Genomic DNA, 22,668 nt, shown 5'->3' on the forward strand with positions numbered 1-22,668 from the left:
GCCCATCGTCATCGGGAAGCCTTGTCCTGCGTGAGAAATCCTTCGTAGCGCCTGTCCGTCAGGGTTTTCAAGAATGCGACGATCGCATCGACCCGCTTGTCATCCAGCGCCGGGCCGGCCGTCAGCTGCTCCATGGCCAGGTTGTCCGGCACCTCGGGCGCACCCCATTCCCGTCCGGTCTCCGGATCGATCTGCCGGCTCTTCTTGATGCTGTTGTACTTCACATAGAAGAGAACGACGGTCCGAAGGTCCTTGAAGACGCCGTTGTGCATGTACGGTCCGGTGACCGCCACGTTCCGCAGGCCCGGGATCTTGAACTTCCCGCGGGCCGTCGGGTTTCCCGCAACCGCCGGGTTCTGGGCAAGCCCCGTATCGGGGCCGACCGCGCCGGCGGCAAGGCGAGGATTGGCCGGCACGCCGATATTGAAATACTTGTGGTTCGTGAAGACCGCGTCTTCGAGCCCCTTGGGGCCTCGCACCTCGTGGCAGATGCTGCAATTCGTGAATTGCTGCGAGAAAAACAGGACGCGGCCCAGTTCTTCCTGGTCGGTCAGCTTTTCCTCTCCCCTGAGATAACGATCGTATCTGGAATCGAAGGAACTGAATTCCGGTCCCCGCTCATATTCGGCAAGCGCGTTGACCATGGCGGAATAGGCGGTTTCGTCATCCCGGAACACGCCCTCGCCGTAGAGCACGCGAAACGCCCGATCGTATGCGGGTTCCTCGCGCAGCCGGGAGACCACGGCGGCCTTGTCCGGCATCCCCATCTCGACCGGGTTGAGAGGTGGGCCGCCGGCCTGATCCTCCAGCGTCCGCGCACGGCCGTCCCAGAAGAACCCGCCTCGATATGCCCCGTCGCTCCCCTTGGAAAAGGGAGGCGTCTGGGCCGCATATCCGGCGGTCGGCGCGTTCCTGCCTCCGAGCGACCGCCCGTCGTCCCCGAGGGAGACATCGTTGCCGACGGGCTCCGTCTGGCGCACATCCGCGAAACCCGCGCCCGGCGCATGGCAGGTGGAGCAGGACTGGCTCCTGTTCCTGGAAAGATTGGGATCATGGAACAGGGCCTCGCCAAGCACCGCCTTGCTTGGATAGGCCTCGCCGCCGTCCGCGAAAGAGCCCCCCGAAGGCCAGAAAGCCAGGATCGAACCTGCCAGGACCGCCGTACGAAGAAGAGGATGACGCATCAGGGAATTCTCGTATCCGTTTGTTTCCATTCCATCGGCTGCGGCAGTTTTCGGGCTCGCGGTCCGGGTGCCCTTGATACAGCGCAACGGCGCAGACGATGCCGTGGTAAAATGCCGCGACAGGAAGATGTCAACGCCACCCCGTGAGAAGAGCCAGCGGATCGGCGCCCACAAGCGCGGCATGCCCGCCTCCGAGCAGCCAGATAACCAGAACCGCGGTGCATAGGATGGCCGCAACCATCGGCCAGTCGATCCTCAATCGGGCCTGCCCCCGGACGACCGCGGCAAACGGTATGATGGAGGTCCGTGAAGAGGCCGTCGCCCACGAGGGACCGAGCGCGCGACGCGCCCTCCTGTCGAGCATGAAGAAGCCCCCCACCGAAAACAGCGCGAACCCTCCGAAGAGCAGGAGGAAGCGCAGGTCACCGTTCGGCGCGATATGTCCCACCGACCAGGCGAGAAAGCCCCACAGGACCGGGTGGCGCGTTACCGTCACGATCGCATCCGGCTCGCCCTTCTTGCGGAAGGAGATCGAGAAGGGATTTCGACTGAGGAGCCCGGCAAGGACAAGAAAAAGACCGATCGGCGCAAGAATGAATGTGCACCAGGCCTGCCACGGCCGAAACTGCCAGATCTCGATATAATCGAGGTTCAGCGTCGAGAGGAACAGCCACGCCAGCGCCACGGTCGAGACGACGGAGTAGGAAGCGATATAGGTTGCATGCCCCAACGTGCCGATCAGCGCCCCGCGCACCCGCGGCACGGCCGGAACCGAATGCAGGACGAGGAAGAGCGTGAATGCCAACAGGAACTGGGACATCTCGGCTTCACTATTGCTGCAGGAAAAGGACACCCGCAATGGCAACGGAGAAAATCACCGCTGCCAGCGAGCTGTACCCCTGAAGGACACCCATCCTTTTCAGGGCGAACGCAAATACGACGATGATCGGGGTGGCCATCAGAAGGCCGATCTGTGCATCAGACATGGCAAATCCTTCGTTTGTGCCATCCTACGCGCGCCATCTGCCGTTTCTTTGCGATTTGACAAAGAGCGGATATTGAAATGCCTGCAATTTCCAGCCGACTGAAATCGGAGATACGGAAAATGGCGGCGATCTCGACAACCGACGAGCCGGATGAAGGTGGGGACCTCCTCCTCTGGGTGCTGGTTTGGGGCGAGCTCGCGGCCTTTGGAATTCTGCTGCTCGGCTACGTGGTGATGTCCGTGCTGCATCCGGAGAGCTTCGCGCTCGCGAAACTGCATCTCGCGCCCCGCCTTGCCGGTTTCAACACGATCGTCCTGCTGACGAGCGGATGGCAGGCAGCCCTCGCGGCCCGTTCGGAGGGCAAGCCGAAGCTCCAGCGTCTCTTCCTCTTGCTTGCGGCGGCGCTTGGCTTCCTTTTCGTCGTGCTGAAAATCATGGAATACAGCTCCGAATGGACCGCTGCGGGTGACGCGAGCCTGCAGACCTTCTTCGAACTCTATTTCCTCATCACCGGATTTCATCTCGCCCATGTGGCCTTTGTCGCCGCACTTTTCGTACTGGCCTCCATCCGCCTCGAACGTTCGACGGTCGTCATGCTGACGACCGTGTGGCACGTCATCGATATCGTGTGGCTCGTGATGTTTCCCCTGATCTACCTGAGCTAGGAGCGCCGGAATGAACGATTCCAGACTCTTCGGCAGCGCGAACTGGATCATGGCGCTGGGCGTGGTCTCGGCACTGATCGCAGCGCAATGGAAACAGGAGGCGATCCCCGTGATCGCCCTTACCGCCATTCTGGCGATGACGGTTGCCAAGATACGCCTCATCGTGCTGGACTTCATGCATCTGAGAGGTTCCCGCCCGAACCTCGCCAGGGCGCTGTTGATCTGGCCCGTCTTCTTCGCCGCCATTTCCCTGGCGAAAATGGTGCTTGCATCCATCATGCAATGAGGACCCGGCAGGGTCCTCCTTTTTGTTTGGTAAAACGCAAAGAACGCTTCCCGGAATCCCCGCATAGAAATTCCACGGGTCATCATCCGCTCTTGTCGGATCAGATCCCGCACTTGCCGCAAGGCATCCGCACATAGGGGATATGAGGATGGCAGAACGCCTCACCAAGACCGGGGCGCGTAACGTCTTTTACGGCGGCTCCGCGTTCTTCTTCGCAATCTTTCTCGGGCTCACCGCCCACAGTCACTACTACATGCGAACCACCTCCACCGACGAGGCGACGCTGACGGATTCCGTCGCGCGCGGCAAACACGTCTGGGAGAAGAACGCCTGTATCAACTGCCACACGCTTCTCGGCGAAGGCGCCTATTTCGCGCCGGAACTGGGGAACGTGTGGAAGCGCTGGGGTGGCGACACCGATCCGGATACCGCCCGCGCGACGCTCAAGGCCTGGATGGCGGCACAGCCGAGCGGCATCGAAGGCAGGCGGCAGATGCCGCAGTTCAACCTGACGGACCGGGAACTGGACGATCTGGCCGACTTCCTCAAATGGACCAGCAGGATCAAGACCCAGAACTGGCCACCGAACGATGCCGGCTGATCTCACGGGAAGGGAAAAAGACATGAAATATCAGACGCAAAAGGTCGCCATGCTGTATTTTTACGGCGCGCTCGGCCTGTTCATCGCCCAGGTCCTGTTCGGCGTTCTCGCCGGCACGATCTATGTCCTGCCGAACACGCTCTCGGAACTCCTGCCCTTCAACATCGTGCGGATGATCCATACCAATGCGCTGATCGTATGGCTGCTGATGGGCTTCATGGGGTCTACCTACTACCTCCTGCCCGAAGAGGCGGAAACGGAGCTGTACAGCACCAGGATCGCAATCGTGCAGTTCTGGCTCTTCCTGGTCGCGGCGGCGATCGCCGTGGTCGGCTACCTCTTCCATATCCACGAGGGCCGCGAATTCCTCGAACAGCCCTTCCCGATCAAGGTCGGCATCGTCGTCGTGGCGCTCATGTTCCTGTTCAACGTGACGCTCACGGTGCTCAAGGGCCGCAAAACCGTCGTCACCAACATCCTGATCTTCGGTCTCTGGGGTGTTGCGATCTTCTTCCTCTTCGCCTTCTACAACCCGGCCAACCTCGCCCTCGACAAGATGTACTGGTGGTATGTCGTCCATCTCTGGGTCGAAGGCGTCTGGGAACTGATCATGGCGTCGGTCCTCGCCTTCCTGATGATCAAGCTCAACGGCATCGACCGCGAAGTCGTCGAGAAGTGGCTCTATGTCATCGTCGGCCTTGCGCTCTTCTCGGGCATTCTCGGCACCGGCCACCACTTCTACTGGATCGGCGCTCCGGGTTACTGGCAGTGGATCGGCTCGCTCTTCTCGACGCTTGAAGTGGCCCCCTTCTTCACCATGGTCATCTTCACCTTCGTGATGACCTGGAAAGCCGGCCGCAAGCACCCGAACCGCGCCGCCCTCCTCTGGTCGATCGGCTGCTCGGTCATGGCCTTCTTCGGCGCCGGTGTCTGGGGCTTCCTGCACACGCTGTCGTCGGTCAACTACTACACGCACGGCACGCAGGTCACCGCGGCCCACGGCCACCTCGCCTTCTTCGGCGCATACGTGATGCTGAACCTCGCCGTCATGGCCTATGCGGTTCCGGAACTGCGCGGTCGCAGCCCCTACAACCAGTGGCTCTCGATCGTCAGCTTCTGGATCATGTGCACGGCCATGTCGGTCATGACCTTCGCCCTGACCTTCGCGGGCGTCCTTCAGGTACACCTGCAGCGTGTTCTCGGAGAAGGCTACATGGATGTCCAGGACCAGCTGGCGATCTTCTACTGGATCAGGCTCGGCTCCGGCGTCTTCGTCCTGATCTCCGCGCTGATGTTCCTCTGGGCTCTGTTCGTACCGGGCCGCGAGCGGCAGCCGACACCCAGCGCAAGCATCCTCCCGGCCGAATAGCGTAAGTGCGGCTCCCTTGAGGGAGCCGCACTCTCCCCACATCACCAAAAGGACATTCCGATGAGCATGATTCCTCAAATTGGCTCGGCCAAACAGGGTTTGATCCCGCACTACGTACCAGCGGGAAACGAATGCGAACTGTTCGAAATGGCCTGGAAACGGCAGCTTCCGTTGCTTCTGAAAGGCCCGACCGGATGCGGCAAGACCCGCTTCGTCAGCCATATGGCGGAGCGGCTGGGGCTGCCCCTGGTCACAGTCTCCTGCCATGACGACCTCGCGGCGGCCGATCTGACCGGTCGCTTTCTCCTGAAGGGCGGCGAAACCATATGGGTCGACGGGCCGCTGACGCGATCGGTGCGCAACGGCGGCATCTGCTATCTCGACGAAATCGTCGAAGCGAGAAAGGATGTCGCCGTCGTCATCCATCCGCTGACCGACGACCGCCGCATCCTGCCGCTCGAAAGGACGGGAGAAGTGCTGGAGGCCCCGGCGGGTTTCATGCTGGTCGTCTCCTATAATCCCGGCTACCAGAACATTCTCAAGACGCTGAAGCCCTCGACCAAGCAACGCTTCATCGCCATCGAATTCGACTTCCTTCCCCGCGAGCAGGAGGTTGCGATCGTCGCAGCTGAAAGCGGCCTTCCGGAACGGCAGGTCGTGCCGCTCGTCACCCTCGCCCACCGCCTGCGCGCGCTCAAGGGGCATGATCTCGAGGAAGGCGTATCAACACGGCTGCTCGTCTACTGCGCCTCGCTCATCGAAAGCGGCCTCAAGCCGCGCGATGCCATCCGCGCGGCGTTGATCGAACCGCTGACCGACGATTCCGACGTACGGGCGGCACTCGCCGAACTGGCGAACGCAGTCGTCGCATAAAGGATATCGCCATGCTGGATTTCCTGGAGCTGGAAGAGAAAGTCGGCCTGGCCTGGCATCGACTGGTCGGCCAGACGCGGAGTCTGCCGCGCTATCCGGATCATGCGGTCGCGCTGGACGACATGAAATCCGTCCTCGCGTCCTGCTTCCGCGGCTTCGGCGGAGATCATGCCGTCCAGCTCGTGGCAGCCCATCAGCGCACCTCGAAACATCGCCTCAGGCTTCGACAGCTCGTGGGACTGGGTGAGGAGAGGATTGCGCGATCCGGCCGGGATTTCGCAAGGGCGATGCTGCCGGAGGTCATCGACTTCTTTCCGGATCGTGGCCTGAACCGGGACCTCTTCATCTGGCTGACCGCGGCTGTCGCCATGCTGGCCGAAAACCGCCCAGCAACGGCAGACCCTCTCGCCACGGACCTCGAGCGGCTCCACCTGGCAATCGTGAACGTGGAAAAGACGCTCTCTGCTTTCCCCGGGCTTCGTCCCGTCTACAGACGCCTGTGCAAGGCGACCCTGGCCGAACGCCATCGCGGCACGCTCCCCTCAGTCGAACGGCTGGTGGAAAGCAGGATCATCAGCCTGCTGCGAACCGGAGCAGGCTTGCCGGACGATACGCCGAAAGCGATCTTCCCCCGCCGCGCGCCTCCGGGCTACCAGCCGATGATGGATGTGCCGCTCTGGCCGGAATTCTTCCCGCAGGAGGAAAGCCGCACCACGGCGGACGATTCGGAAGCGCCGCTTGGCGACCCCCAGGGGGCGAATGGAAGGCGGCGCTTCACGGCCCAGCGGGAACGGGAAGACGAAAAACGCTCGGACCGCAGCCCGTTCATCCTCAACCGTTTCGAAAAGATCCTGGCGATGGCCGAGATGGTCAACGTCGACCGGCCGACGGATGACGCACCCGACGAGGACGGAAAGGCCGCCGAGGATCTCGACGAGATGGTCCTCGGGCACCGGAGGGAACGGCCGTCATCCCGCTTCCGCTTCGATCTCGACCTTCCCCCGGAAATGGTCGACCTGCAGGAGATCGCCGCAAAGCTCACCTACCCCGAATGGGATTACCGCAGAGCTTCGTATCTGAAGAATCATTGCCGGGTGCTGGCCGTTCCAACGTCCGCTTCAAACGATCGCTGGGAAATGTCGGACGATACGAAGGCGCTGGTCAGGAAGGTACGCAAGCAGTTCGAAATCCTGCATCCGCGCCATGAGCTGCTCAAATCGCAGATCGACGGGATGGAGCTCGATCTTGACGCCGTTGTCCGGCGCAGGACCGATCTCGTTGCCGGAGGACACGCGACCGATCGCATTCACATAACGAGCCGGCCACGAACCCCCGATCTTGCCGTCACCATACTGGTCGACGTTTCCCTCTCGACCGACGCATGGATCGACAACCGGCGTGTTCTGGACGTCGAAAAGGAAGCCCTTCTCGTCCTCTCCCAGGGTTTGACCGCCTGCGGGACGGATCACTCCATCCTCACCTTCACCTCGCGCCGCCGGTCCTGGGTGCGGGTGGAGACGGTGAAGGGCTTCGACGAGCGGTTTTCTCCGGTGGTGGAAGAGCGCATCGCCGGCCTGAAACCCGGCTATTACACACGCCTCGGAGCGGCCCTGCGGCACGCGACGTCCAGCTTGGCGAAACGCCCCAACCGGACGCGGCTGCTGCTTGTGCTGACCGACGGCAAACCCAACGACATCGATCATTACGAAGGCCGTTTCGCGCTGGAGGACAGCCGCCGCGCCGTACAGGAAGCACGCCGCCTCGGCGTGAACGTATTCGCGGTCACCGTCGACAAGGATGCGAAATCCTATCTCCCGACGATGTTCGGGCGCAATGGCTATGCGGTTGTCGGGAACGTCTCGAAGCTGCCGGCGGCATTGCCCGCCATCTATCGCGGCCTGACGGGCTAAGGCAGCCCGGCCGCAACGGAGGTCCGGCCATGCGGGGACATGCCGGACCTCCACTTTCCCAGACTGGACGAAAGCTCACGCTGCCTTGCTGAACGATCTGCCGCTGTTGTTCAGATAGGCATCGAACGCGGAAGCGGCGGCCCTTACGATGAACCGGTGTTCGTCGGAAACCTTGATGCATCCGCCCTCACGCTCGATCAGCCCATCCCGCTCAAGCTCGTCGATGCGTTCGTTGCCCGTCAGGAGAAGACCGGCATCAAAACCATGCGCCACAGCAAGCGCAGCCACGTCCACGGCAAAATCGCACATCAGCCTCTCGATTATTTCGCCGCGCAGCCGGTCCTCCGGGGTCAGGTGATACCCCTTGGCGACGGGCAATTCTCCCTTCGAAACGCGGGTTGCATAAAGGCCGGGCGGGACCTCGTTCTGGATGTATCCCTGGGGCAGCCTGCCGATCGAGGAGGCTCCCAGTCCGATAAGAGCCTGGCAGGCATCCGTGGTATACCCTTGGAAATTCCGGTGTAGCCAGCCTCCGGCCTGCGCCTGCGCAAGGTCGTCTCCCGGCAGAGCGAAGTGATCGAGCCCGATTCTCACATATCCGGCATCCACCAGAGCTTCGGCAATCGCGGCAGCCTGCAGGGCACGTTCACGCGCATCGGGAAGAGCCGCCTCGTCGATGAGACGCTGATGCTTCTTGAAGCTCGGGATATGGGCATATCCGAAAACCGCCAGGCGGTCCGGTCGCATCCGGGCGGCAGCTTCGACCGTGGCGACGCAGGAATCGACCGTCTGGTGCGGAAGACCATAGATGAGATCGAAGTTGATCGCATCGATGCCGTTGTGGCGAAGGTGCTCCACCGTCGCCATCGTCGTTTCCACGCTCTGGATGCGATTGATCGCTTTCTGTACCTTCGGATCGAAGCTCTGGACACCAAGGCTCGCGCGCGTGACGCCCGACGCCCCGAGAGCCATCGCCATCTCCGCGGTAAGGGTGCGTGGATCGATCTCGACAGCGGCGTTGATCTTCTCGGCGAAGCCGAGGCGGGTTCTCAGCGCGTCCATCAGGGCGACGAACTCGCCGGGCTTGATGATGGTGGGCGTGCCGCCGCCGAAATGGATTTCCCCGACGTTGAAACTGTCGTCTCTGGCCGACGCCAGCAGCTCGACCTCCCTGTGGAGCACATCCAGATAGTCGAGGATCGGCTTGTCCCGCTCGGTAATCGTCGTGTGACAGCCGCAATACCAGCACATCGAGCGACAGAACGGGATGTGAAGATAAAGCGATGTCGGCTGGTCTTCCGGGAAGGCCCGCAGCCACTCCGGATACTCCCGGGCGTCGAAGCCGGTCGTGAAATTCGGAGCCGTGGGATAGCTGGTATAGCGGGGAAGTCGCGCATCCCCATATTTTTCGATTATCGCTTCCGACATCTCAGGCACCTTTCCAGATCACTCTGGAAAGCGTTTACCGGGCAAAGGCCGCCTCATCTTTGTGCGAAATCAAGGCCGCTTTCGATTTTCCTGAAATATTTGCGCCACCACAAACTCGCTCCGGCCGGTGCCTGATAAGTCTCCAATGCGGCTGGAATCCGCCGGCAGCAAGGACAGTTTGAAAGGCCAAGGACAACACGAATGTCGGATATTCAGATACCTTCCATCGACGTCAGGACGCTGGCGCCCGCCGAACGCCACCCGAAGATTTTTGGCGTCCTCACCTCTCTCGCTCCCGGTGGCATCATGCATGTCACGAGCGATCACGATCCGCGGCCGCTGCATTACCAGATCGAAAGCCGGTATCCGGAACAGTTCGACTGGCAATATCTGGAACAGGGACCGAGCGTCTGGCGTGTCGAAATCCAGAGAGCCCAAAGCTCCGGCTGCGACTGCTGCTGCGGTCATTGAGAGATGAAGCCATGCCTGGCGTCACCATTTCCCGCTGGACGATGACCTATTTTGCGGCGGCATTGATCTGTCTGGTCGCCGGGCTGGCTCTGATGGCGTCGGGCTTCGGCTATCCGTTCCTTCCCGCCGAAGATCCGGCATCTCTCGTAGTCATCCATCTGGTCGCGATCGGCTGGCTTGGCCTCCTGTTCGCCGGATCGCTGCTTCAGTTCGTCCCGGTCCTGGCTTCCAGGCAGTTGCACTCAGCTTTCCTCGCCCTGCCGGTCCTGCTCCTAACCGTCGCTGGGCTTTTTTTCCTGCTCGCAGGCTTCCTCGGGCTGGCCGACATCCTCCCGCTCTGGACATGGTCCCTGCCACTCGGCGGCATGCTGCTGACGCTTGCATTCGCAGGTCTCTGCTGGATGGTGATAGGCACCCTCGCCCCAGCCCGCCCGCTTCCCGTGCCATCGAAATTTGTCGCGCTCGGCTGCGTACCGCTTGTCGGCTTCACCGTCGTCGGGCTGCTCTTCACCCTTCCTCTTTCGGGCCTGTCCGACGATCCGCATCTCGTCGACCTGGTGTTGAAAGCCGGTCCGGCGCACGCCTATCTCGGCCTCGTGGGATGGATGACCGTCACCGCCATCGGCGTCAGCTATCGCCTTCTGACGATGTTCCTTCTGTCACCCGAAAGGACGCGCGCGACAAGTAGGATCGTGGGCTGGCTGACGGCGGCGGCAATCGCGGCGGCGATTGTCGGCATCATTCTCGCCGTCGCCGGGATGGATGCAGATCCGCCGCTCGATCTCGCTGTCGCGATCGGCGGGATTGCCGTCCTCTTCTATGCGGTGGACATCTACTCCATCTTCCGCGAACGGAAACGAAAAGCCGTGGAGATGAACGTGCTTGCGAGCCTGGTGGCGATTGCCATGCTGGTCGCCTGCTTCCTTCTCTTCGGCATCTCGATCGCGGCCGGCACTGCGGGCGACATGATCGTCCCGGGCGTCTATTTGTTCACCTTCGGCTGGCTGACGGGCCTCGGCCTCGGCCAGCTCTACAAGATCGTCGCCTTCATGACGTGGCTGGAGTTCTACGGCCCCGTTCTGGGCCGGATCGCTGTTCCGCGCGTGCAGGATCTCGTCAACGAGCGTCGTGCATCGGCATGGTTCGCCCTCTATTTCGGTGCAACCGCAACGGCGGCCATTGCCTTGGCCGTCGATGGGCATGATATGTTCAGGTGGGCGACGGTGGTCCAGCTCATGGCCGTCTGCGCGCTCGCCTTCGAATTCGTTCAGCCCCGCCGTCTCGCCACGGTCCCGCCGGCGACCGGCTTGCCAGCGGGCATTGCAGACCATCATCTGTTCCTACCAAGCGTCAACGGGAGGCCACGGTGACCCAGGAATTCAAAGAACTCGATGTGAGACCCATCCTGCAGAACGGCGGCGAACCGTTCGAGGAAATCATGAGGGCCGTCAGCGCGCTGCAGCCGGGTCAGGGCCTCAGGTTGCTTGCTCCCTTCAAACCACAGCCGCTCTTTCGCGTGATGGATTCCAAGGGCTTCGACCACGAGATCGTCGAACTCGACAACGGCGGCTTCGAGGTGCGCTTCACGCCGCGGCTGGAAGAGAAGGTTACCGTGTCCGATAACGCGGTTTCGCCTGAACTCTGGAAAGAGCCATCCGTGGAGCTCGATCTTTCCGATCTCGACCCGCCCGAACCCATGCAGCGTATCCTCGCGGAAGCCGAGGCGCTCAGCCAGGGCGAAGTGATCTTCGCCGTGCTCGCGCGAGAGCCGGTCTTCCTGTTTCCGGAACTCACTCGCCGGGGGCATCAGTGGGTAGGCAATTTCGACCGGAGCGGCAGCACCTACCGGATCATGATCCGTATCGGCAAGGAGCAGGCCAATGCCTGACCAGCACCAGCAGGCGGAAACGATCGAGCAGGTCAGGGAGCGGCTGTCGACCGTCATCGACCCGGAGGTCGGGCGCGGCATCGTGGACATGGGCCTGATCTACCGGATCGAGGCGAGGCCTGCCGGCGGCCTTTATATCGTGATGACCACCACGACAAGGGGATGCCCGGCCTCCGCCTTCCTGACCGAGGCCGTGCGGGCATGCGCGGCATCGGTGCCGGGCGTTACCGGCGTCGACGTCGAACTGACCTACGATCCGCCTTGGACCCCCTCGATGATGTCTCCGTGAGCTTCATGATCCGGCCCGGCAGACAGGCCGCCTCAGCCGTCCGCATCCTGGTCTTCGGGAACGAAGGCCGGAAGGGTAAATCGGAAACTGGCTCCTCCGGCACTGTTTTTCGTGACCGATATGTCGCCGCCATGGGCCTCGATGATCCTTTTGGAGATCGAAAGACCGATCCCCATCCCGCCCGCCTTCGTCGTGACGAAGGGATTGAAGAGCTGCGAGGCGATTTCTTCCGAAATGCCCGGGCCGGTGTCGTCCACCTGGACGACGATCTCGTTCGCGCCGTTGGATCTGGTGCTGACGGTAAGCTGCTTGCGCGGGGAATCCTTCATCGCCTCCACGGCGTTGCGCATGAGGTTGATGAGGACCTGCTGTATCTGAATCCGGTCCACCATCACCATTTCGCCGCCGGGAGCGAACTCGAACAGCGTCCGGACCCCCTTCTCCTTGGAACCCGCCAGCGCGAGTGCGCCCGCCTCCTCCACGACCTGCCTGATGTTCTCGGCCGCCTTCTCCGTCTCCCCCTTGCTGACGAATTCGCGCAGATGCCTGATGATCTGCCCCGCACGAACGGATTGATGCGCGGCTTCGTCGAGCGCATCCCTGATCTTCAGGGCATTCGGGTCCGCGGTCTTCTGCAGCAGGCGCATGCATCCATGGACATAGTTCGCGATGGCCGATAACGGCTGGTTCAGTTCGTGCGCCAGGGTGGAGGCCATCTCCCCCATCTCGTTCAACCGCGCCAGCCTTGCAAGCTCGCCCTGGATTTCCTGCAGCCGGGCCGCGGTCTGTTCGCGCTCCGTCAGGTCGCGGACGAACCCCGTGAAGAACATTTCTCCGCCCGAACGCATTTCTCCCACCGCGAGCTTCATCGGAAAGGTGGAACCATCCTTGCGCCGGCCGACGACGACGCGGTCGACGCCGATGATCCGCTTCTCTCCTGTCTGGAGGTAACGTTCGATGTAGCCGTCGTGCTCGCTTCGATACGGTTCGGGCATCAGCATGCTCAGGTTCTGGCCCACCACCTCTTCTTCCGTATACCCGAACTGGCGGACCGCTGCCGCGTTGAACGAGACGATCGTACCGTCGCGGGTGCTGACCACCGTCGCGTCGAGCACCGTATCGAGAATGGATCGAAGATGCGCTTCCCTTGCCTCCAGCATCACCTCCGTGTTCGCGATGGCCTGCCTGATGGAATGAAGCAACCCGCCAGAGAGCGCTATCGCCAGACCGACGGCGGCGAAGATCGCCAGTTGAACGATCTCGGCCCTCTCCCCGACACCGGTAAGATAGCCGGCCGCACTGACCGAAAGGATGACCGCCAGCAGCGCCGGCTTGAATCCGGCGATCACCGACGTAAACAGGATCGGCAGGATGAATAGGATGAATGGGGCTCTGTCGAATAGGATGCCGTGCAGCGCCAGGCGCAGGGCAAAGGCTATGGATACCGTCACGATTGCGAGGGCATAGCCATATTGGTCGGGAAACGGACGCCTGATGAACGAATGCAGGACCCGATCCCGCATCCCGAAGAATTCATTCGACAGCATGAGATGCTCAGATCCCGCCCGGTTGCCTCTAAAAGGCCAATGTAGCTCACCAGCAGCGTGCCCGGCTACAGCATCGGCCCGAAAATCGGAATCGATCTTCGGAAAGCGCGATGCGTCGATTCAATCGGTTCGAGCGTCCTTCGTGCGTCTGGAAGGACGCATGGCGCTCTATATTCCACGCCCAGCGGCTTTCACCGACGACGGCGACCGCGGAGGAGAACGCGGCCGCCATCGGTTTGCAGCCAGCTTATACGCCGGCGGCAGCGATATCTGCATCGAGGCGCTCGCGCGCCTTCTTCGGCAGCTTGGCAGCCTTGATCGCTTCGAGATTTGCCGGAGCGTCGCCCACGACGACCAGGCCGATCATTCCCATGCCGACATGCGGGGAGCACTTGACGGCGTAGGCACCTTCAACGTCGAAAGTTACCTTGATGCTCTCGTTCATCTTGCCCTTGAAAGGCGTTGCGCCGTCCGGAATGAGGCCATCGATCGTTTCCGCGTTATGGGACTTGTCGGTCGGCACGAAGGTCACCGTGTCGCCCTTGGCGATCTTCAGCGAGCTCGGCTCGAAAACCATTGCCCCGTCCTTGCCCTTGTTGAGCATGTGAACTTCGAAGTCGGCTGCCGTCGCAGCGGTTCCGCACGCGGCAACGATGATCACCGTGCCGAGAAGGGAAGCTAAAGTCTTTTTCATTGTCTTGCTCCTGTTGGGGAGGCCATCGAGCCTCTGTTGGAGCCAACTTAGCGTGCGAGCGAAAACGTTCTTTGACGCACCGCAAATGTCGTGGAGATTCTATTCCTTGGCGCTGTCGGCCAAGGCAAGCAGGCCTTCCGCATCCTTCACGAGAAGCTTCTGGCGCCCGCCCTCGACAAGTCCCCTGGCTTCCCACGCGCTCATGATTCTCGATACGGTATGAAGCGTGGTGCCGGTCATCTCGGCGATGTCCTGCCGGGAGATCGGAAAGTCGATCCGCACCGCGTCACCCTCCTTGCGTCCCGCCTGCTTGACCAGCCTGAGGACGGCATGCGCCACCCGCCGCTCCACTTCCTGGGTGGACATCTCGCGAATACGGGCATGGGCCTCCTCCAGGCGCTGCCCGATCGTCTGCATGGCAGTAACCGCAAGACGGGGATTTCGATCGACGAACTGCGGCCAGAGCTCCGTCGGCCAGCAAAGCGCGATACTTTCGGCGACGGCGGTCGCCGTGCCCGGATAATCCTTGCGCTGGAGCGCCTTGGCAAAACCGAAGAGGTCACCGGGATGGACCACGCGAACGATGATCTGCTGACCATCTTCCGTGACCTGCGTGACCTTCAGCCTGCCATGGAGGAGGAGATAGAAATGCGTGGCCGCGGCACCCTGTTCGAAAACCGCCTCACTGACCGGCACCCTGCGCGAGCTCGCGTGAGCAAGAAGGGCCTCGGTATCGGCATCGTCCATCCTCTCGAACAGGGGAAAGGTTCGGACCAGACTCTTATCGATCTTCAACGATGTGCTCTCCGCTAAGGACCGGGACTTCGTGGATTCGACAGGCCCGATCCTGATTTCGCGGTGACCATAGCACAATGCGCGACAAGATCGAAGGCGCGGCGATGCCGCGCCTGGGGATTCAGGTCAGCCGTCCGGCTTCACGCAGCTTCTTCAAGAGCGGTGCGTACCATTTTGTCGACTTCACGAGGCGAAAACCGAGATTGTCGGGCGGAGTGCCGACCGAACAACCGCCCCCTTTCGGGTCGCGGATGAAGGAACTCACCGGCGAACGATGGCCGGCAACCGTGACATAGACGCCGCAGATCGCTTCCGAAGCCCGAACCGAACCGTTCTGGTAAAGATGCACCCGCCTGTGACAGGTCGATGTCCACTCCCACACATTGCCGCCAAAATCCGCCAGACCATATTCGTTCTCGCCGAAGCCGCCCGACGGCCTGGGCACCGGATCGCGTTTGGACCTCTCCCGCGCCTCGCGCTCGTAATCGGCCAGCCAGCGGATCGCCGGGTTCCTGTTGTCGGGATCGAGCCCCAGGGCATCGTCGGGAAAACCCTTGCCCGCAGCCTGGGCAAGCTGTTCGTCCGTCGGAAGCGTCCAGTAATCCCCGGTCTTGTCCGAAAGCCAGCGGGCATAGGCCACCGCGTCGTCGAAGCTGACGCCGGTAACGGGGATATCGGCGGCGGCGGTCGAGGATGCATCGGCGGCAGCGCAGGCTCCGTCCATGACGCAATTGGCATATTCCGCCGCCGTGACCTGGTATTTGGTAATGGTGAGACTTTCGGCGGCCACTGTCTTCATCGGCGGATCGACTGCCACCGTACCTTTCAGGAACTCGCCGTCACTCCGGTATTTGTAGGTGCGAGGCGGTATGACGACGGTTTGCGGCTCATAAGCCCCGTTCTCTCGGAGGGATGGTTCGAAGAGGCCCGCCTGCTGGAAGATGCCTGCGGACAACGCGGCGATCAGCGTGATCGGAAGCGCGGTACGGAGGATCGAGAGTCTTGTTCTTGGGTTCGTACATGGCATCTTCGCCTCCTCAGGCGAAACCGTCGTAAGAAAAGCGCCCCTCGGGAGGCACTGGCGAGGCAGGTGTCACCCTGCCCCGCCATGCCTGATCAGCTTCCGGTGGGAGCGACGACCGAAGTCATCAGATCGTCGTTCCAGTCGCCGGTAACCTTGAAGTGCGCCGCCGCGCCCAGTTCGAAGGCTTCGATCAGGTTGTGGTTGACATAGGCATAGATGCCGGGCTGTTCGAAGGTGTAGAACGCGGCGCCGGCCGTACCGCCCGGGATGAACCAGGTTTCCTGATCCCGGTCGGGAACGTTGCTGAACTTGCCGGTTGCCCAGACATAGTCGCCATGCCCGCCGATAAGGTGGGGGCGTGTGTCACGGTTGGCCTGCGAATGGACGATCAGAACCTTTTCTCCGACCGCGGCGGTCAAGGCGTTTTCGCCCGTCAGCGCGCCAACGGCGCCGTTGAAGACGATGTGGCTCGGCGTGAGGGTCCGCATGACCTTGAGCGTGTCTTCATAAGCTTCGCCGGCGCTGTCGTATTTCTTGAATTTGCCGGCTTCGTCGCGCGGAACGTAGAAGTCCTGTTCACCGACGTAATAGACCTTGTCGTAGACCAGCTCCTTGCCGTGGCCATCGGTCAGGCCTTCGCGCGGCAGCACCATGATCGCGCCGTTCATGCCCGACGTGACATGCCACGGCACCATGCCGGGAGGTGCGCAATGGTAGACGAAGACACCGGCCTTGGTCGCCTTGAAGCGGAGGACCGCCTTTTCACCGGGGTTGACGATGGTCAGCGCGCCGCCGCCCAATGCGCCGGTGGCCGAATGGAAGTCGATATTGTGCTGCAATTCGTTCGTATCGGGATTGATCAGCGTCAGCTCAACATAGTCGCCCTGGTGCACCACCATCAGCGGCCCCGGAACCGATCCGTTGAAGGTCATGGCGTTGATTTCGGTACCTTCCTTGTCGAGCACCATCTTCTTTTCCTGGATCGTCAGGGTGAACTCGACGATCTTCGGCGGGCCGTCGGCCTTCTGGGGATGGGCGTGTACGAACGGCGGCTTGACGAGGTCCACCTTGACCCGGCGCAGGGCCGACAGATCCGGCGGGTTCTTCTTGGTCGGGGCAGCCTCTTCGGCATTGGCGAACGATGCCTGAACAACCGGAGCCATGGCACCCACGAATGCCGCACCGGCCAGGATCGAGCGTCTGGTTATTTGAAATTTGTCAGTCATGATGCCTCTCCTTTGAAGCAAAGGGCGGAGTTAATCGCCGTCCTGTCGAAGGAGAAGCTATGACGGGTCCCTGCCGTCTTCTTTGACTTGCAACAAACTTTCCCTTGTTTGCTTGCGACTTCGCAAAGACTGGAAAACAACGGTGCGAGATAGATCGGGCGTCGATTGAAGGAATGTTGCCATGACCGATCTTTCCTCCCAGAGGAGCCGCCGCGGCGGTATCCCGAGAGGCCTCTCGCCCACCGCTCCCGTGATCTTCTCCTATGGTTTCAGACCGTTCTTCCTGTCCGCCGGACTCTGGGCCATCGCGACGATGCTCCTGTGGATCGGCAGCCTGGCCGGAGTGGTCGAAATGGCCGATTCCTACGGCGCCGTGCATTGGCACGCGCACGAGATGCTGTTCGGTTACGCAAGCGCGGTGCTGGCGGGCTTCCTGCTGACGGCGGTGCCCAACTGGACCGGCCGGCTGCCCGTCTCGGGATGGCCGCTCGTCTTTCTTTTCCTCGTCTGGATTGCCGGCAGGCTTGCCCTCCTCCTCTCCGACTATGTCGGCGATCTCACGGCTGTTCTGGTCGACAGCGTATTCCTGCCACTCCTCCTTTTCATTTGCGTCCGGGAAGTAATCGCAGGCAGGAAGTGGAAAGATCTGAAGGTCATCGGCGGCCTGCTCGCCCTGTCCGCCGCGAATACCCTGTTTCATCTGGAAGTGATCACCGGCCAGCACCCCGCCCTTGGGATCAAGCTCGCCCTGTCGGCCTATATCGCCATGATCCTCGTCGTGGGCGGCAGGATCATCCCGAGCTTCACCCGCAACTGGATCAACAAGACGGGACGCACCGACTTTCCCACCCCCTATGACCGCTTCGACACGGCCGCGATTCTCTGCGGCGTGGCTGCCCTGGCGGCATGGGTCGTTGTCGGCGACGGATCGTTCGTCGCGGTGATCGCCGGGCTTGCCGCGGTCATGCACGCGGCACGGCTTGTGCGTTGGCGGGGCTGGACGACGACTGCGGAAATGCTGGTGACGATCCTGCATGTCGCCTACCTGTTCGTGCCCATGGGTTTCCTCGCCATCGGGCTCGCCGCGCTGGGACTTTTCGACGAAACCTCGGCGATCCATGTGCTGAGCGTGGGAACGGTGACGACGATGATGCTGGCCGTCATGACAAGGGCAAGCCGCGGCCACACGGGACGGGTTCTGACCGCTTCGGGCACCACCGTCGCATCCTACGCGGCAATGGTGCTGTGCGCGATCCTGCGCCCCAGCGCACCGCTCTTCCCGGAACATCTGAACGCTATCTACGCGCTGGCGGGACTTGCCTGGCTGCTTTCATTCGGCCTGTTCGTGATGGAATACGCACCGATGCTGACGCGTGTCCGCCGCAAGTTGTGACGATGGCGACGAGCACACCGCAATGTGCACTCGTCTGAAGCAATCCGGCTCCGGCGATGGAGCCCGGTCTAAAGGCCTCGGACAAGGCGACTGAAAACATTGCGGCTGGATATGGTGAAACGTTTCGCACGACGTCCAACTGCCTTCCAGGGCGAGAATTCCAGGCGCGTCGTGATCCGGCGCAATCCGCGGAGATCATCGAAAGCGGGACATTCTTGACGTACGTCAAATCCTCCACCGATCGGAAGCGGCATTCTGGCGATGTTTCTCGCAAAGGGGCGTGGAGATTGCAGACGATGCAGCCGACAGGAGGAGCATGTCTCCTCAACGTCCCTTCGCGGCCTTGTCGAATGGAAGGACAACCTGATGCTCAGAATCTTAGCCCAGGCGATATTGTCGGCGGCCGGCGTGATCGTCGCTTTCTTTGTTTCCGAAGGCGATGTGAGTTACCCCGTCTACCAGATGGTCGTCTCCCTCGTGCTGATCGTGATCGCCGCCCTCCTGGTCTGGTACGTTCCCAAGCTTACCCGGCGGAACGACGCTTGACGCCCATGGCGGACTTTCCGCGCTGCGGCTTCATCCCCGTAAGGTGACGCCACCCAAAGAGACGGATGACGAGACTGATCTCGTGCCTCGTCAGCCTCAAGACGCCCGTCACGGGAGCGGAGTTGGTGTCCGGCAGGACGCCAATCGCGCAGCCGTTGCAGGCCGCAGACGGCCGGCACGCCCTTGCGGGAACGCACCGGCCACCGGATCATTGCATTCCCGCCGCGACCAGAGATTGCCAGGTGGAGAATTCCTTGCTCATATACGCTTGGAACTGCGCCGCATCCCAGTCTTCGAAGCGTACGCCCTGGTCGACCGCGAGTTTCTTTCCCTTCTCGGATTTCATGATTTCCGACACGGCTCGGTTCAGCATGGTCACATCTGCATCGCTGATCCCTGCGGGTGCGAAGAAACCGAACCATTGGGCGGCCTCGACCTCCTCGAACCCCTTTTCCGCGGCCGATGGCACGTCGGGGAATTCGGTCCGCCGCCCCTTGCCGAGGTAGAGCAGCGCCTTGCCCTGATTGTTGCTCAAATAGGGAGCCGACGAACCGACGGAGCCGACATAATAATCGGCTCGGCCCGCGATGACTTCCATCATCGCCTCGCCCGAAGACTTCATGTGAAGAACCCGCGGCTTCAGCGCCAGTTCGTTCGACACCATCTGGCCGACGAAATGGGTCGAGGAACCGACGCCCGCCGTCGACATGACGACGCGCCCGGCCTTGTTCTTGGCGAACAGGTCCTCAAGCAAGTTCACCCCGGCTGCCGGCGAGCCGATGATCATGAACTCGTTAAAGCCCATGACCGAAATCGTCTTGAAATCCTTGACCGGATCGTAGCCAGCCTTCGGATTGTAGGCAGCGGCCGTCAGGAACGACGAGCTGGAGAACAGCAGCGTCGAACCGTCGCCCTTGCCGCGGGCGACCTCGGCGGTGCCGACCACTCCGCCGGCTCCGGGCTTGTTGACGACGATCACCGGCTTGCCCAGCTTTCCCTGCAATTCATCGGCCAGAAAGCGAACGAAGGGATCGGTCGACCCTCCGGGATTGAACGGGACGACGATCTGGATCGTCGATTGCGAAGCGATATCGGCGCGCGCGGCTCCGCTGAAAGCCAATATGCAGGCCACCAACAGCGTCTTGAATCCCAGTTTCATGAAGTGCTCCTCCTCTGCGGTCCATCTTCGGGCGGCCGCCTTGATATTCTTGGTATTGCCCGGCCCAAAGCCGGACCGCCGGCATCCTCGTCTTCCCGGACCGTCCGGCTCTTTCTCCTCACCGGCTTGAATTAGGCCGCCCCGTTGCCCTTCCGGCAACTGACATAAGGCTGTGAATGCATGAGCTGCGGTTATGCCTGATACGTCCGGAACGAAGCTCGAAGTGGCTTGTCTCAGCCCCGCACATGGATCAATGCATCCACCCCGCAACCGCCCTTCGACAAGGCGATGAACGGATTGATCTCGACGCTTTCGACCTCGGGGCCCTGTGTGGCGATGAACTGCGACACGCTGACGATGGCATCCGCGATGGCGTCGAGATCGGCCCTTTCCTGTCCCCGCGCTCCATCGAGGATCGCGAAAGTGCGGATCGAGCGGATCATCTCCAGCGCGGTCTCATGGGTGACGGGCGCCGTGCGCAGCACGGTGTCCTTCAGCACCTCGGTATAGATGCCGCCGAGCCCGAACATGACGATCGGGCCGAACGTCGGATCGCGATGACCGCCGATGATGGTCTGGATACCGCCGGTTATCATCTGCCCCACGGTGACGCCCCTGATCTCGGCCTCGGGCACCGCGCGGCCGGCATTGTCCGTGACACGCGCAAAGGCTGCTCGAACGGCGTCTTCATTCGTCAGGTTCAGCGCCACGCCACCCACCTCGGACTTGTGGCCGATTTCGGCGGAAAGGACCTTGATGACCACCGGATAGCCCATCGCCTCGGCGGCAGCGACCGCCTCGTCCGGGGTTGCAGCGACGCTTTCCCTGGCGAAGCGCAATCCGGCCCTGGCGAGAATTTCCTTCGATTGCGCCTCGTCAGGGCTGTGCGCCAACGTCAGGAGAGCGATCTTTGCCAGTTCAGGCAGCATCAGCGGCCGCCTGCGCACGGCCGACAGTTCGGCCGCCGCAGCCAGGGCTTTCACGCAGAATACCGGGTCTTCGAATATCAGATAGCCCAGGTCCTCCAGCTGCTTGCGGTACTCCGGCGTGGTCTGGACGCAAAGGGCAAGCTGGGTCAGCGGAAACTCGGCCCTGAGCGCGCGCAGCGGCTCCGAGAGGATCTCCATGTCGCGCGCATTGCGTCCGGCGTTGGCGAAAAACAGCATCGCCGATCCGAACGGCCGGTCGCGCAGAACGCGTTCCACCGCGCGGGTCAGCATCGCCCGGTCGCCCACGGTCTGGGCGGTCGTGTCGACCGGATTGAGCCCTACCGCCAGCGGCAGTTCCTTCTGGATTTCGGCGAGAGTCGCCTCCGAGACCGGGGGAAGTTCGATCCCCGCCTCCATGGCGGCATCGGTGGACATGACGCCGACCCCGCCCGAGACCGTCACGATCGCCAGCGTCTTGTCCGGCGGCAGGCGGCCCTGCGCGCAGGCATAGGCGACATCCACCATCTCGGTCAGCGTCTGGCATGACCAGGCCCCCGCCTCACGCAACACGGTGTCGAAAACCTGCACGGAACCCGCCAGCGCGCCGGTATGGGAGGCTGCCACCGACTGGCCGGCCTCGGTCCGGCCGGCCTTGAAGACGATGACAGGCTTGCGCATCTGCCGCGCCATGCGCAGCGCCCGGATGAGCGCCGGACCGTTCCGGCAACCCTCCATGTAGAGCATCAGCACATCGGTATCCGGGTCCAGCGCCATCCATTCCAGGCACTCGGCCGCCTGCACATCGGCCTCGTTGCCCGTGGCGACGAATTTGGAAATCGCCATTCCCCGGCTGATGACGAGATTTTGCAGATAGGAACCGACGGCACCGCTCTGGCTGACCATGCCGACACGCCCCACGGCGGGCGTGCCGCGATCCATGGCGGTCGAAAAGGTCGAGAAGATCCGCTCGGCGGTATTGAACGATCCCATGGCATTGGGGCCGAGCAACCTCGCGCCGGCATCGCGGATCATCTTCATCATGCGCGCCTGGGCGGCCGCGCCCTCTTCCCCGGCTTCGGCAAAACCGGCGCTGAACATCACGATCGAACGCACGCCGGCCGCACAGGCATCGGCGACCGCCGCTTCGGCCTGCCGGGCGGGAACGGCGATGATCGCCTGATCGACCCGTTCGGGAATTGCCGTCGCCGTGGGATAGGCGGTCAGCCCCTGGACCTGCGGGCGTGTCGGATTAACGGGATAGACCTTCACCTGCGACTGCGCTTCGAGCATGTAGCGGATCGGGCGGCCGCCGATCTTGCGCGGATCGTCCGAAGCCCCGATCACCGCGATGCTCCTCGGTCGAAACAGGGCGTCGAGCCCACCCGGATTGACTGCTGCGTTCATC

At 62.1% G+C, this 22,668-nt stretch carries 23 protein-coding genes; 12 read left to right on the top strand and 11 right to left on the bottom strand.

From position 1 onward, the window contains the following. Positions 1-8 precede the first annotated feature (8 nt). The 3 genes from ACFFP0_RS03645 to ACFFP0_RS03655 form a co-directional block, all read right to left on the bottom strand. Positions 9-1,184: a cytochrome-c peroxidase gene (locus tag ACFFP0_RS03645; RefSeq protein WP_377256370.1), complete on the bottom strand. Its 1,176-nt coding sequence runs from the start codon at positions 1,182-1,184 to the stop codon at positions 9-11. 130 nt (positions 1,185-1,314) lie between these two features. Continuing rightward, positions 1,315-2,004, bottom strand: coding sequence for an NnrU family protein (locus ACFFP0_RS03650; RefSeq protein WP_377256373.1), 690 nt, complete (start codon positions 2,002-2,004; stop codon positions 1,315-1,317). 10 nt (positions 2,005-2,014) lie between these two features. Then, positions 2,015-2,170 carry a hypothetical protein gene (locus ACFFP0_RS03655; RefSeq protein ID WP_377256375.1) on the bottom strand — a complete coding sequence of 52 codons (156 nt, stop codon included), beginning with the start codon at positions 2,168-2,170 and terminating at the stop codon, positions 2,015-2,017. Between the two features lie 119 nt (positions 2,171-2,289). Here ACFFP0_RS03655 and ACFFP0_RS03660 point away from each other — a divergent pair, with 119 nt between their 5' ends. The 6 genes from ACFFP0_RS03660 (at position 2,290) to ACFFP0_RS03685 (ending at position 7,874) form a co-directional block, all read left to right on the top strand. After that, a complete protein-coding gene (locus tag ACFFP0_RS03660) occupies positions 2,290-2,835 on the top strand; it encodes a cytochrome c oxidase subunit 3 (protein WP_377256378.1) in 546 nt (181 codons plus the stop codon). 10 nt (positions 2,836-2,845) lie between these two features. Next, the gene (locus ACFFP0_RS03665) at positions 2,846-3,121 is read left to right on the top strand and encodes a cytochrome C oxidase subunit IV family protein (protein ID WP_377256381.1); all 276 of its coding nucleotides are present in this window, start codon (positions 2,846-2,848) and stop codon (positions 3,119-3,121) included. 148 nt (positions 3,122-3,269) lie between these two features. Further along, positions 3,270-3,722, top strand: a complete 453-nt coding sequence (locus ACFFP0_RS03670; RefSeq protein WP_377256384.1) for a c-type cytochrome — start codon at positions 3,270-3,272, stop codon at positions 3,720-3,722. Between the two features lie 22 nt (positions 3,723-3,744). Next, positions 3,745-5,091, top strand: a complete 1,347-nt coding sequence (locus tag ACFFP0_RS03675; protein WP_377256387.1) for a cbb3-type cytochrome c oxidase subunit I — start codon at positions 3,745-3,747, stop codon at positions 5,089-5,091. A gap of 60 nt (positions 5,092-5,151) precedes the next feature. After that, positions 5,152-5,964: a CbbQ/NirQ/NorQ/GpvN family protein gene (locus ACFFP0_RS03680; protein ID WP_377256390.1), complete on the top strand. Its 813-nt coding sequence runs from the start codon at positions 5,152-5,154 to the stop codon at positions 5,962-5,964. 11 nt (positions 5,965-5,975) lie between these two features. Beyond that, the gene (locus ACFFP0_RS03685; RefSeq protein ID WP_377256392.1) at positions 5,976-7,874 is read left to right on the top strand and encodes a nitric oxide reductase activation protein NorD; all 1,899 of its coding nucleotides are present in this window, start codon (positions 5,976-5,978) and stop codon (positions 7,872-7,874) included. A 75-nt stretch (positions 7,875-7,949) separates the two neighbouring features. Here ACFFP0_RS03685 and hemN read toward each other — a convergent pair whose 3' ends face one another. Then, a complete protein-coding gene (gene hemN / locus ACFFP0_RS03690; protein WP_377256395.1) occupies positions 7,950-9,302 on the bottom strand; it encodes an oxygen-independent coproporphyrinogen III oxidase in 1,353 nt (450 codons plus the stop codon). A 201-nt stretch (positions 9,303-9,503) separates the two neighbouring features. Between hemN and ACFFP0_RS03695 the strand changes: the two genes are divergently transcribed. From ACFFP0_RS03695 to ACFFP0_RS03710, 4 genes are read left to right on the top strand one after another with little or no spacing between them, the layout of a single operon-like run. Next, positions 9,504-9,773, top strand: a complete 270-nt coding sequence (locus tag ACFFP0_RS03695) for a DUF2249 domain-containing protein (protein ID WP_377256398.1) — start codon at positions 9,504-9,506, stop codon at positions 9,771-9,773. An 11-nt stretch (positions 9,774-9,784) separates the two neighbouring features. Further along, positions 9,785-11,143: a hypothetical protein gene (locus tag ACFFP0_RS03700; protein ID WP_377256401.1), complete on the top strand. Its 1,359-nt coding sequence runs from the start codon at positions 9,785-9,787 to the stop codon at positions 11,141-11,143. Beyond that, positions 11,140-11,661, top strand: coding sequence for a DUF2249 domain-containing protein (locus ACFFP0_RS03705; RefSeq protein WP_377256404.1), 522 nt, complete (start codon positions 11,140-11,142; stop codon positions 11,659-11,661). Before ACFFP0_RS03700 ends, ACFFP0_RS03705 begins: the two co-directional genes overlap by 4 nt. Next, positions 11,654-11,950, top strand: a complete 297-nt coding sequence (locus ACFFP0_RS03710; RefSeq protein WP_377256407.1) for a metal-sulfur cluster assembly factor — start codon at positions 11,654-11,656, stop codon at positions 11,948-11,950. The genes ACFFP0_RS03705 and ACFFP0_RS03710 overlap by 8 nt, the downstream gene beginning before the upstream one ends. A gap of 32 nt (positions 11,951-11,982) precedes the next feature. Here the strand turns inward: ACFFP0_RS03710 and ACFFP0_RS03715 are convergent, their stop codons facing one another. The 5 genes from ACFFP0_RS03715 to nirK all read right to left on the bottom strand — a co-directional run bounded on the left by ACFFP0_RS03715 (position 11,983) and on the right by nirK (position 17,236). Next, on the bottom strand, positions 11,983-13,473 hold the full coding sequence (locus tag ACFFP0_RS03715; RefSeq protein WP_377257038.1) for a PAS domain S-box protein: 1,491 nt from the start codon (positions 13,471-13,473) through the stop codon (positions 11,983-11,985). A gap of 271 nt (positions 13,474-13,744) precedes the next feature. Continuing rightward, positions 13,745-14,191 carry a pseudoazurin gene (locus ACFFP0_RS03720; RefSeq protein WP_377256410.1) on the bottom strand — a complete coding sequence of 149 codons (447 nt, stop codon included), beginning with the start codon at positions 14,189-14,191 and terminating at the stop codon, positions 13,745-13,747. 99 nt (positions 14,192-14,290) lie between these two features. Then, positions 14,291-14,986: a Crp/Fnr family transcriptional regulator gene (locus ACFFP0_RS03725; protein WP_377256413.1), complete on the bottom strand. Its 696-nt coding sequence runs from the start codon at positions 14,984-14,986 to the stop codon at positions 14,291-14,293. 121 nt (positions 14,987-15,107) lie between these two features. Then, the gene (locus tag ACFFP0_RS03730) at positions 15,108-16,013 is read right to left on the bottom strand and encodes an SUMF1/EgtB/PvdO family nonheme iron enzyme (RefSeq protein WP_377256417.1); all 906 of its coding nucleotides are present in this window, start codon (positions 16,011-16,013) and stop codon (positions 15,108-15,110) included. Between the two features lie 89 nt (positions 16,014-16,102). Beyond that, positions 16,103-17,236: a copper-containing nitrite reductase gene (gene nirK, locus ACFFP0_RS03735; protein ID WP_377256420.1), complete on the bottom strand. Its 1,134-nt coding sequence runs from the start codon at positions 17,234-17,236 to the stop codon at positions 16,103-16,105. A 181-nt stretch (positions 17,237-17,417) separates the two neighbouring features. Between nirK and ACFFP0_RS03740 the strand changes: the two genes are divergently transcribed. Beyond that, on the top strand, positions 17,418-18,629 hold the full coding sequence (locus ACFFP0_RS03740) for an NnrS family protein (RefSeq protein WP_377256423.1): 1,212 nt from the start codon (positions 17,418-17,420) through the stop codon (positions 18,627-18,629). Positions 18,630-18,995: 366 nt separating this feature from the next. Further along, positions 18,996-19,175, top strand: coding sequence for a hypothetical protein (locus ACFFP0_RS03745; RefSeq protein ID WP_377256425.1), 180 nt, complete (start codon positions 18,996-18,998; stop codon positions 19,173-19,175). 208 nt (positions 19,176-19,383) lie between these two features. On the opposite strand, the gene ACFFP0_RS03750 is transcribed toward ACFFP0_RS03745, so the two are convergent. Continuing rightward, entirely contained in the window at positions 19,384-20,334 is a 951-nt protein-coding gene (locus tag ACFFP0_RS03750; RefSeq protein ID WP_377256427.1) for a Bug family tripartite tricarboxylate transporter substrate binding protein, read from the bottom strand. 233 nt (positions 20,335-20,567) lie between these two features. Continuing rightward, complete coding sequence (locus tag ACFFP0_RS03755) at positions 20,568-22,667, bottom strand: acetate--CoA ligase family protein (RefSeq protein WP_377256430.1); 2,100 nt, start codon at positions 22,665-22,667, stop codon at positions 20,568-20,570. Position 22,668 lies beyond the last annotated feature (1 nt).

This window comes from Neorhizobium puerariae (assembly GCF_042429745.1).
Taxonomy (GTDB): domain Bacteria; phylum Pseudomonadota; class Alphaproteobacteria; order Rhizobiales; family Rhizobiaceae; genus Neorhizobium; species Neorhizobium puerariae.

Coding starts and splice junctions, on each gene's coding strand:
- ACFFP0_RS03645 (WP_377256370.1), bottom strand. CDS start 1,184: ATGCGTCATCCTCTTCTTCGTACGGCGGTCCTGGCAGGTTCGATCCTG.
- ACFFP0_RS03650 (WP_377256373.1), bottom strand. CDS start 2,004: ATGTCCCAGTTCCTGTTGGCATTCACGCTCTTCCTCGTCCTGCATTCG.
- ACFFP0_RS03655 (WP_377256375.1), bottom strand. CDS start 2,170: ATGTCTGATGCACAGATCGGCCTTCTGATGGCCACCCCGATCATCGTC.
- ACFFP0_RS03660 (WP_377256378.1), top strand. CDS start 2,290: ATGGCGGCGATCTCGACAACCGACGAGCCGGATGAAGGTGGGGACCTC.
- ACFFP0_RS03665 (WP_377256381.1), top strand. CDS start 2,846: ATGAACGATTCCAGACTCTTCGGCAGCGCGAACTGGATCATGGCGCTG.
- ACFFP0_RS03670 (WP_377256384.1), top strand. CDS start 3,270: ATGGCAGAACGCCTCACCAAGACCGGGGCGCGTAACGTCTTTTACGGC.
- ACFFP0_RS03675 (WP_377256387.1), top strand. CDS start 3,745: ATGAAATATCAGACGCAAAAGGTCGCCATGCTGTATTTTTACGGCGCG.
- ACFFP0_RS03680 (WP_377256390.1), top strand. CDS start 5,152: ATGAGCATGATTCCTCAAATTGGCTCGGCCAAACAGGGTTTGATCCCG.
- ACFFP0_RS03685 (WP_377256392.1), top strand. CDS start 5,976: ATGCTGGATTTCCTGGAGCTGGAAGAGAAAGTCGGCCTGGCCTGGCAT.
- hemN (WP_377256395.1), bottom strand. CDS start 9,302: ATGTCGGAAGCGATAATCGAAAAATATGGGGATGCGCGACTTCCCCGC.
- ACFFP0_RS03695 (WP_377256398.1), top strand. CDS start 9,504: ATGTCGGATATTCAGATACCTTCCATCGACGTCAGGACGCTGGCGCCC.
- ACFFP0_RS03700 (WP_377256401.1), top strand. CDS start 9,785: ATGCCTGGCGTCACCATTTCCCGCTGGACGATGACCTATTTTGCGGCG.
- ACFFP0_RS03710 (WP_377256407.1), top strand. CDS start 11,654: ATGCCTGACCAGCACCAGCAGGCGGAAACGATCGAGCAGGTCAGGGAG.
- ACFFP0_RS03715 (WP_377257038.1), bottom strand. CDS start 13,473: ATGCGGGATCGGGTCCTGCATTCGTTCATCAGGCGTCCGTTTCCCGAC.
- ACFFP0_RS03720 (WP_377256410.1), bottom strand. CDS start 14,191: ATGAAAAAGACTTTAGCTTCCCTTCTCGGCACGGTGATCATCGTTGCC.
- ACFFP0_RS03730 (WP_377256417.1), bottom strand. CDS start 16,013: ATGCCATGTACGAACCCAAGAACAAGACTCTCGATCCTCCGTACCGCG.
- nirK (WP_377256420.1), bottom strand. CDS start 17,236: ATGACTGACAAATTTCAAATAACCAGACGCTCGATCCTGGCCGGTGCG.
- ACFFP0_RS03740 (WP_377256423.1), top strand. CDS start 17,418: ATGACCGATCTTTCCTCCCAGAGGAGCCGCCGCGGCGGTATCCCGAGA.
- ACFFP0_RS03745 (WP_377256425.1), top strand. CDS start 18,996: ATGCTCAGAATCTTAGCCCAGGCGATATTGTCGGCGGCCGGCGTGATC.
- ACFFP0_RS03750 (WP_377256427.1), bottom strand. CDS start 20,334: ATGAAACTGGGATTCAAGACGCTGTTGGTGGCCTGCATATTGGCTTTC.
- ACFFP0_RS03755 (WP_377256430.1), bottom strand. CDS start 22,667: ATGAACGCAGCAGTCAATCCGGGTGGGCTCGACGCCCTGTTTCGACCG.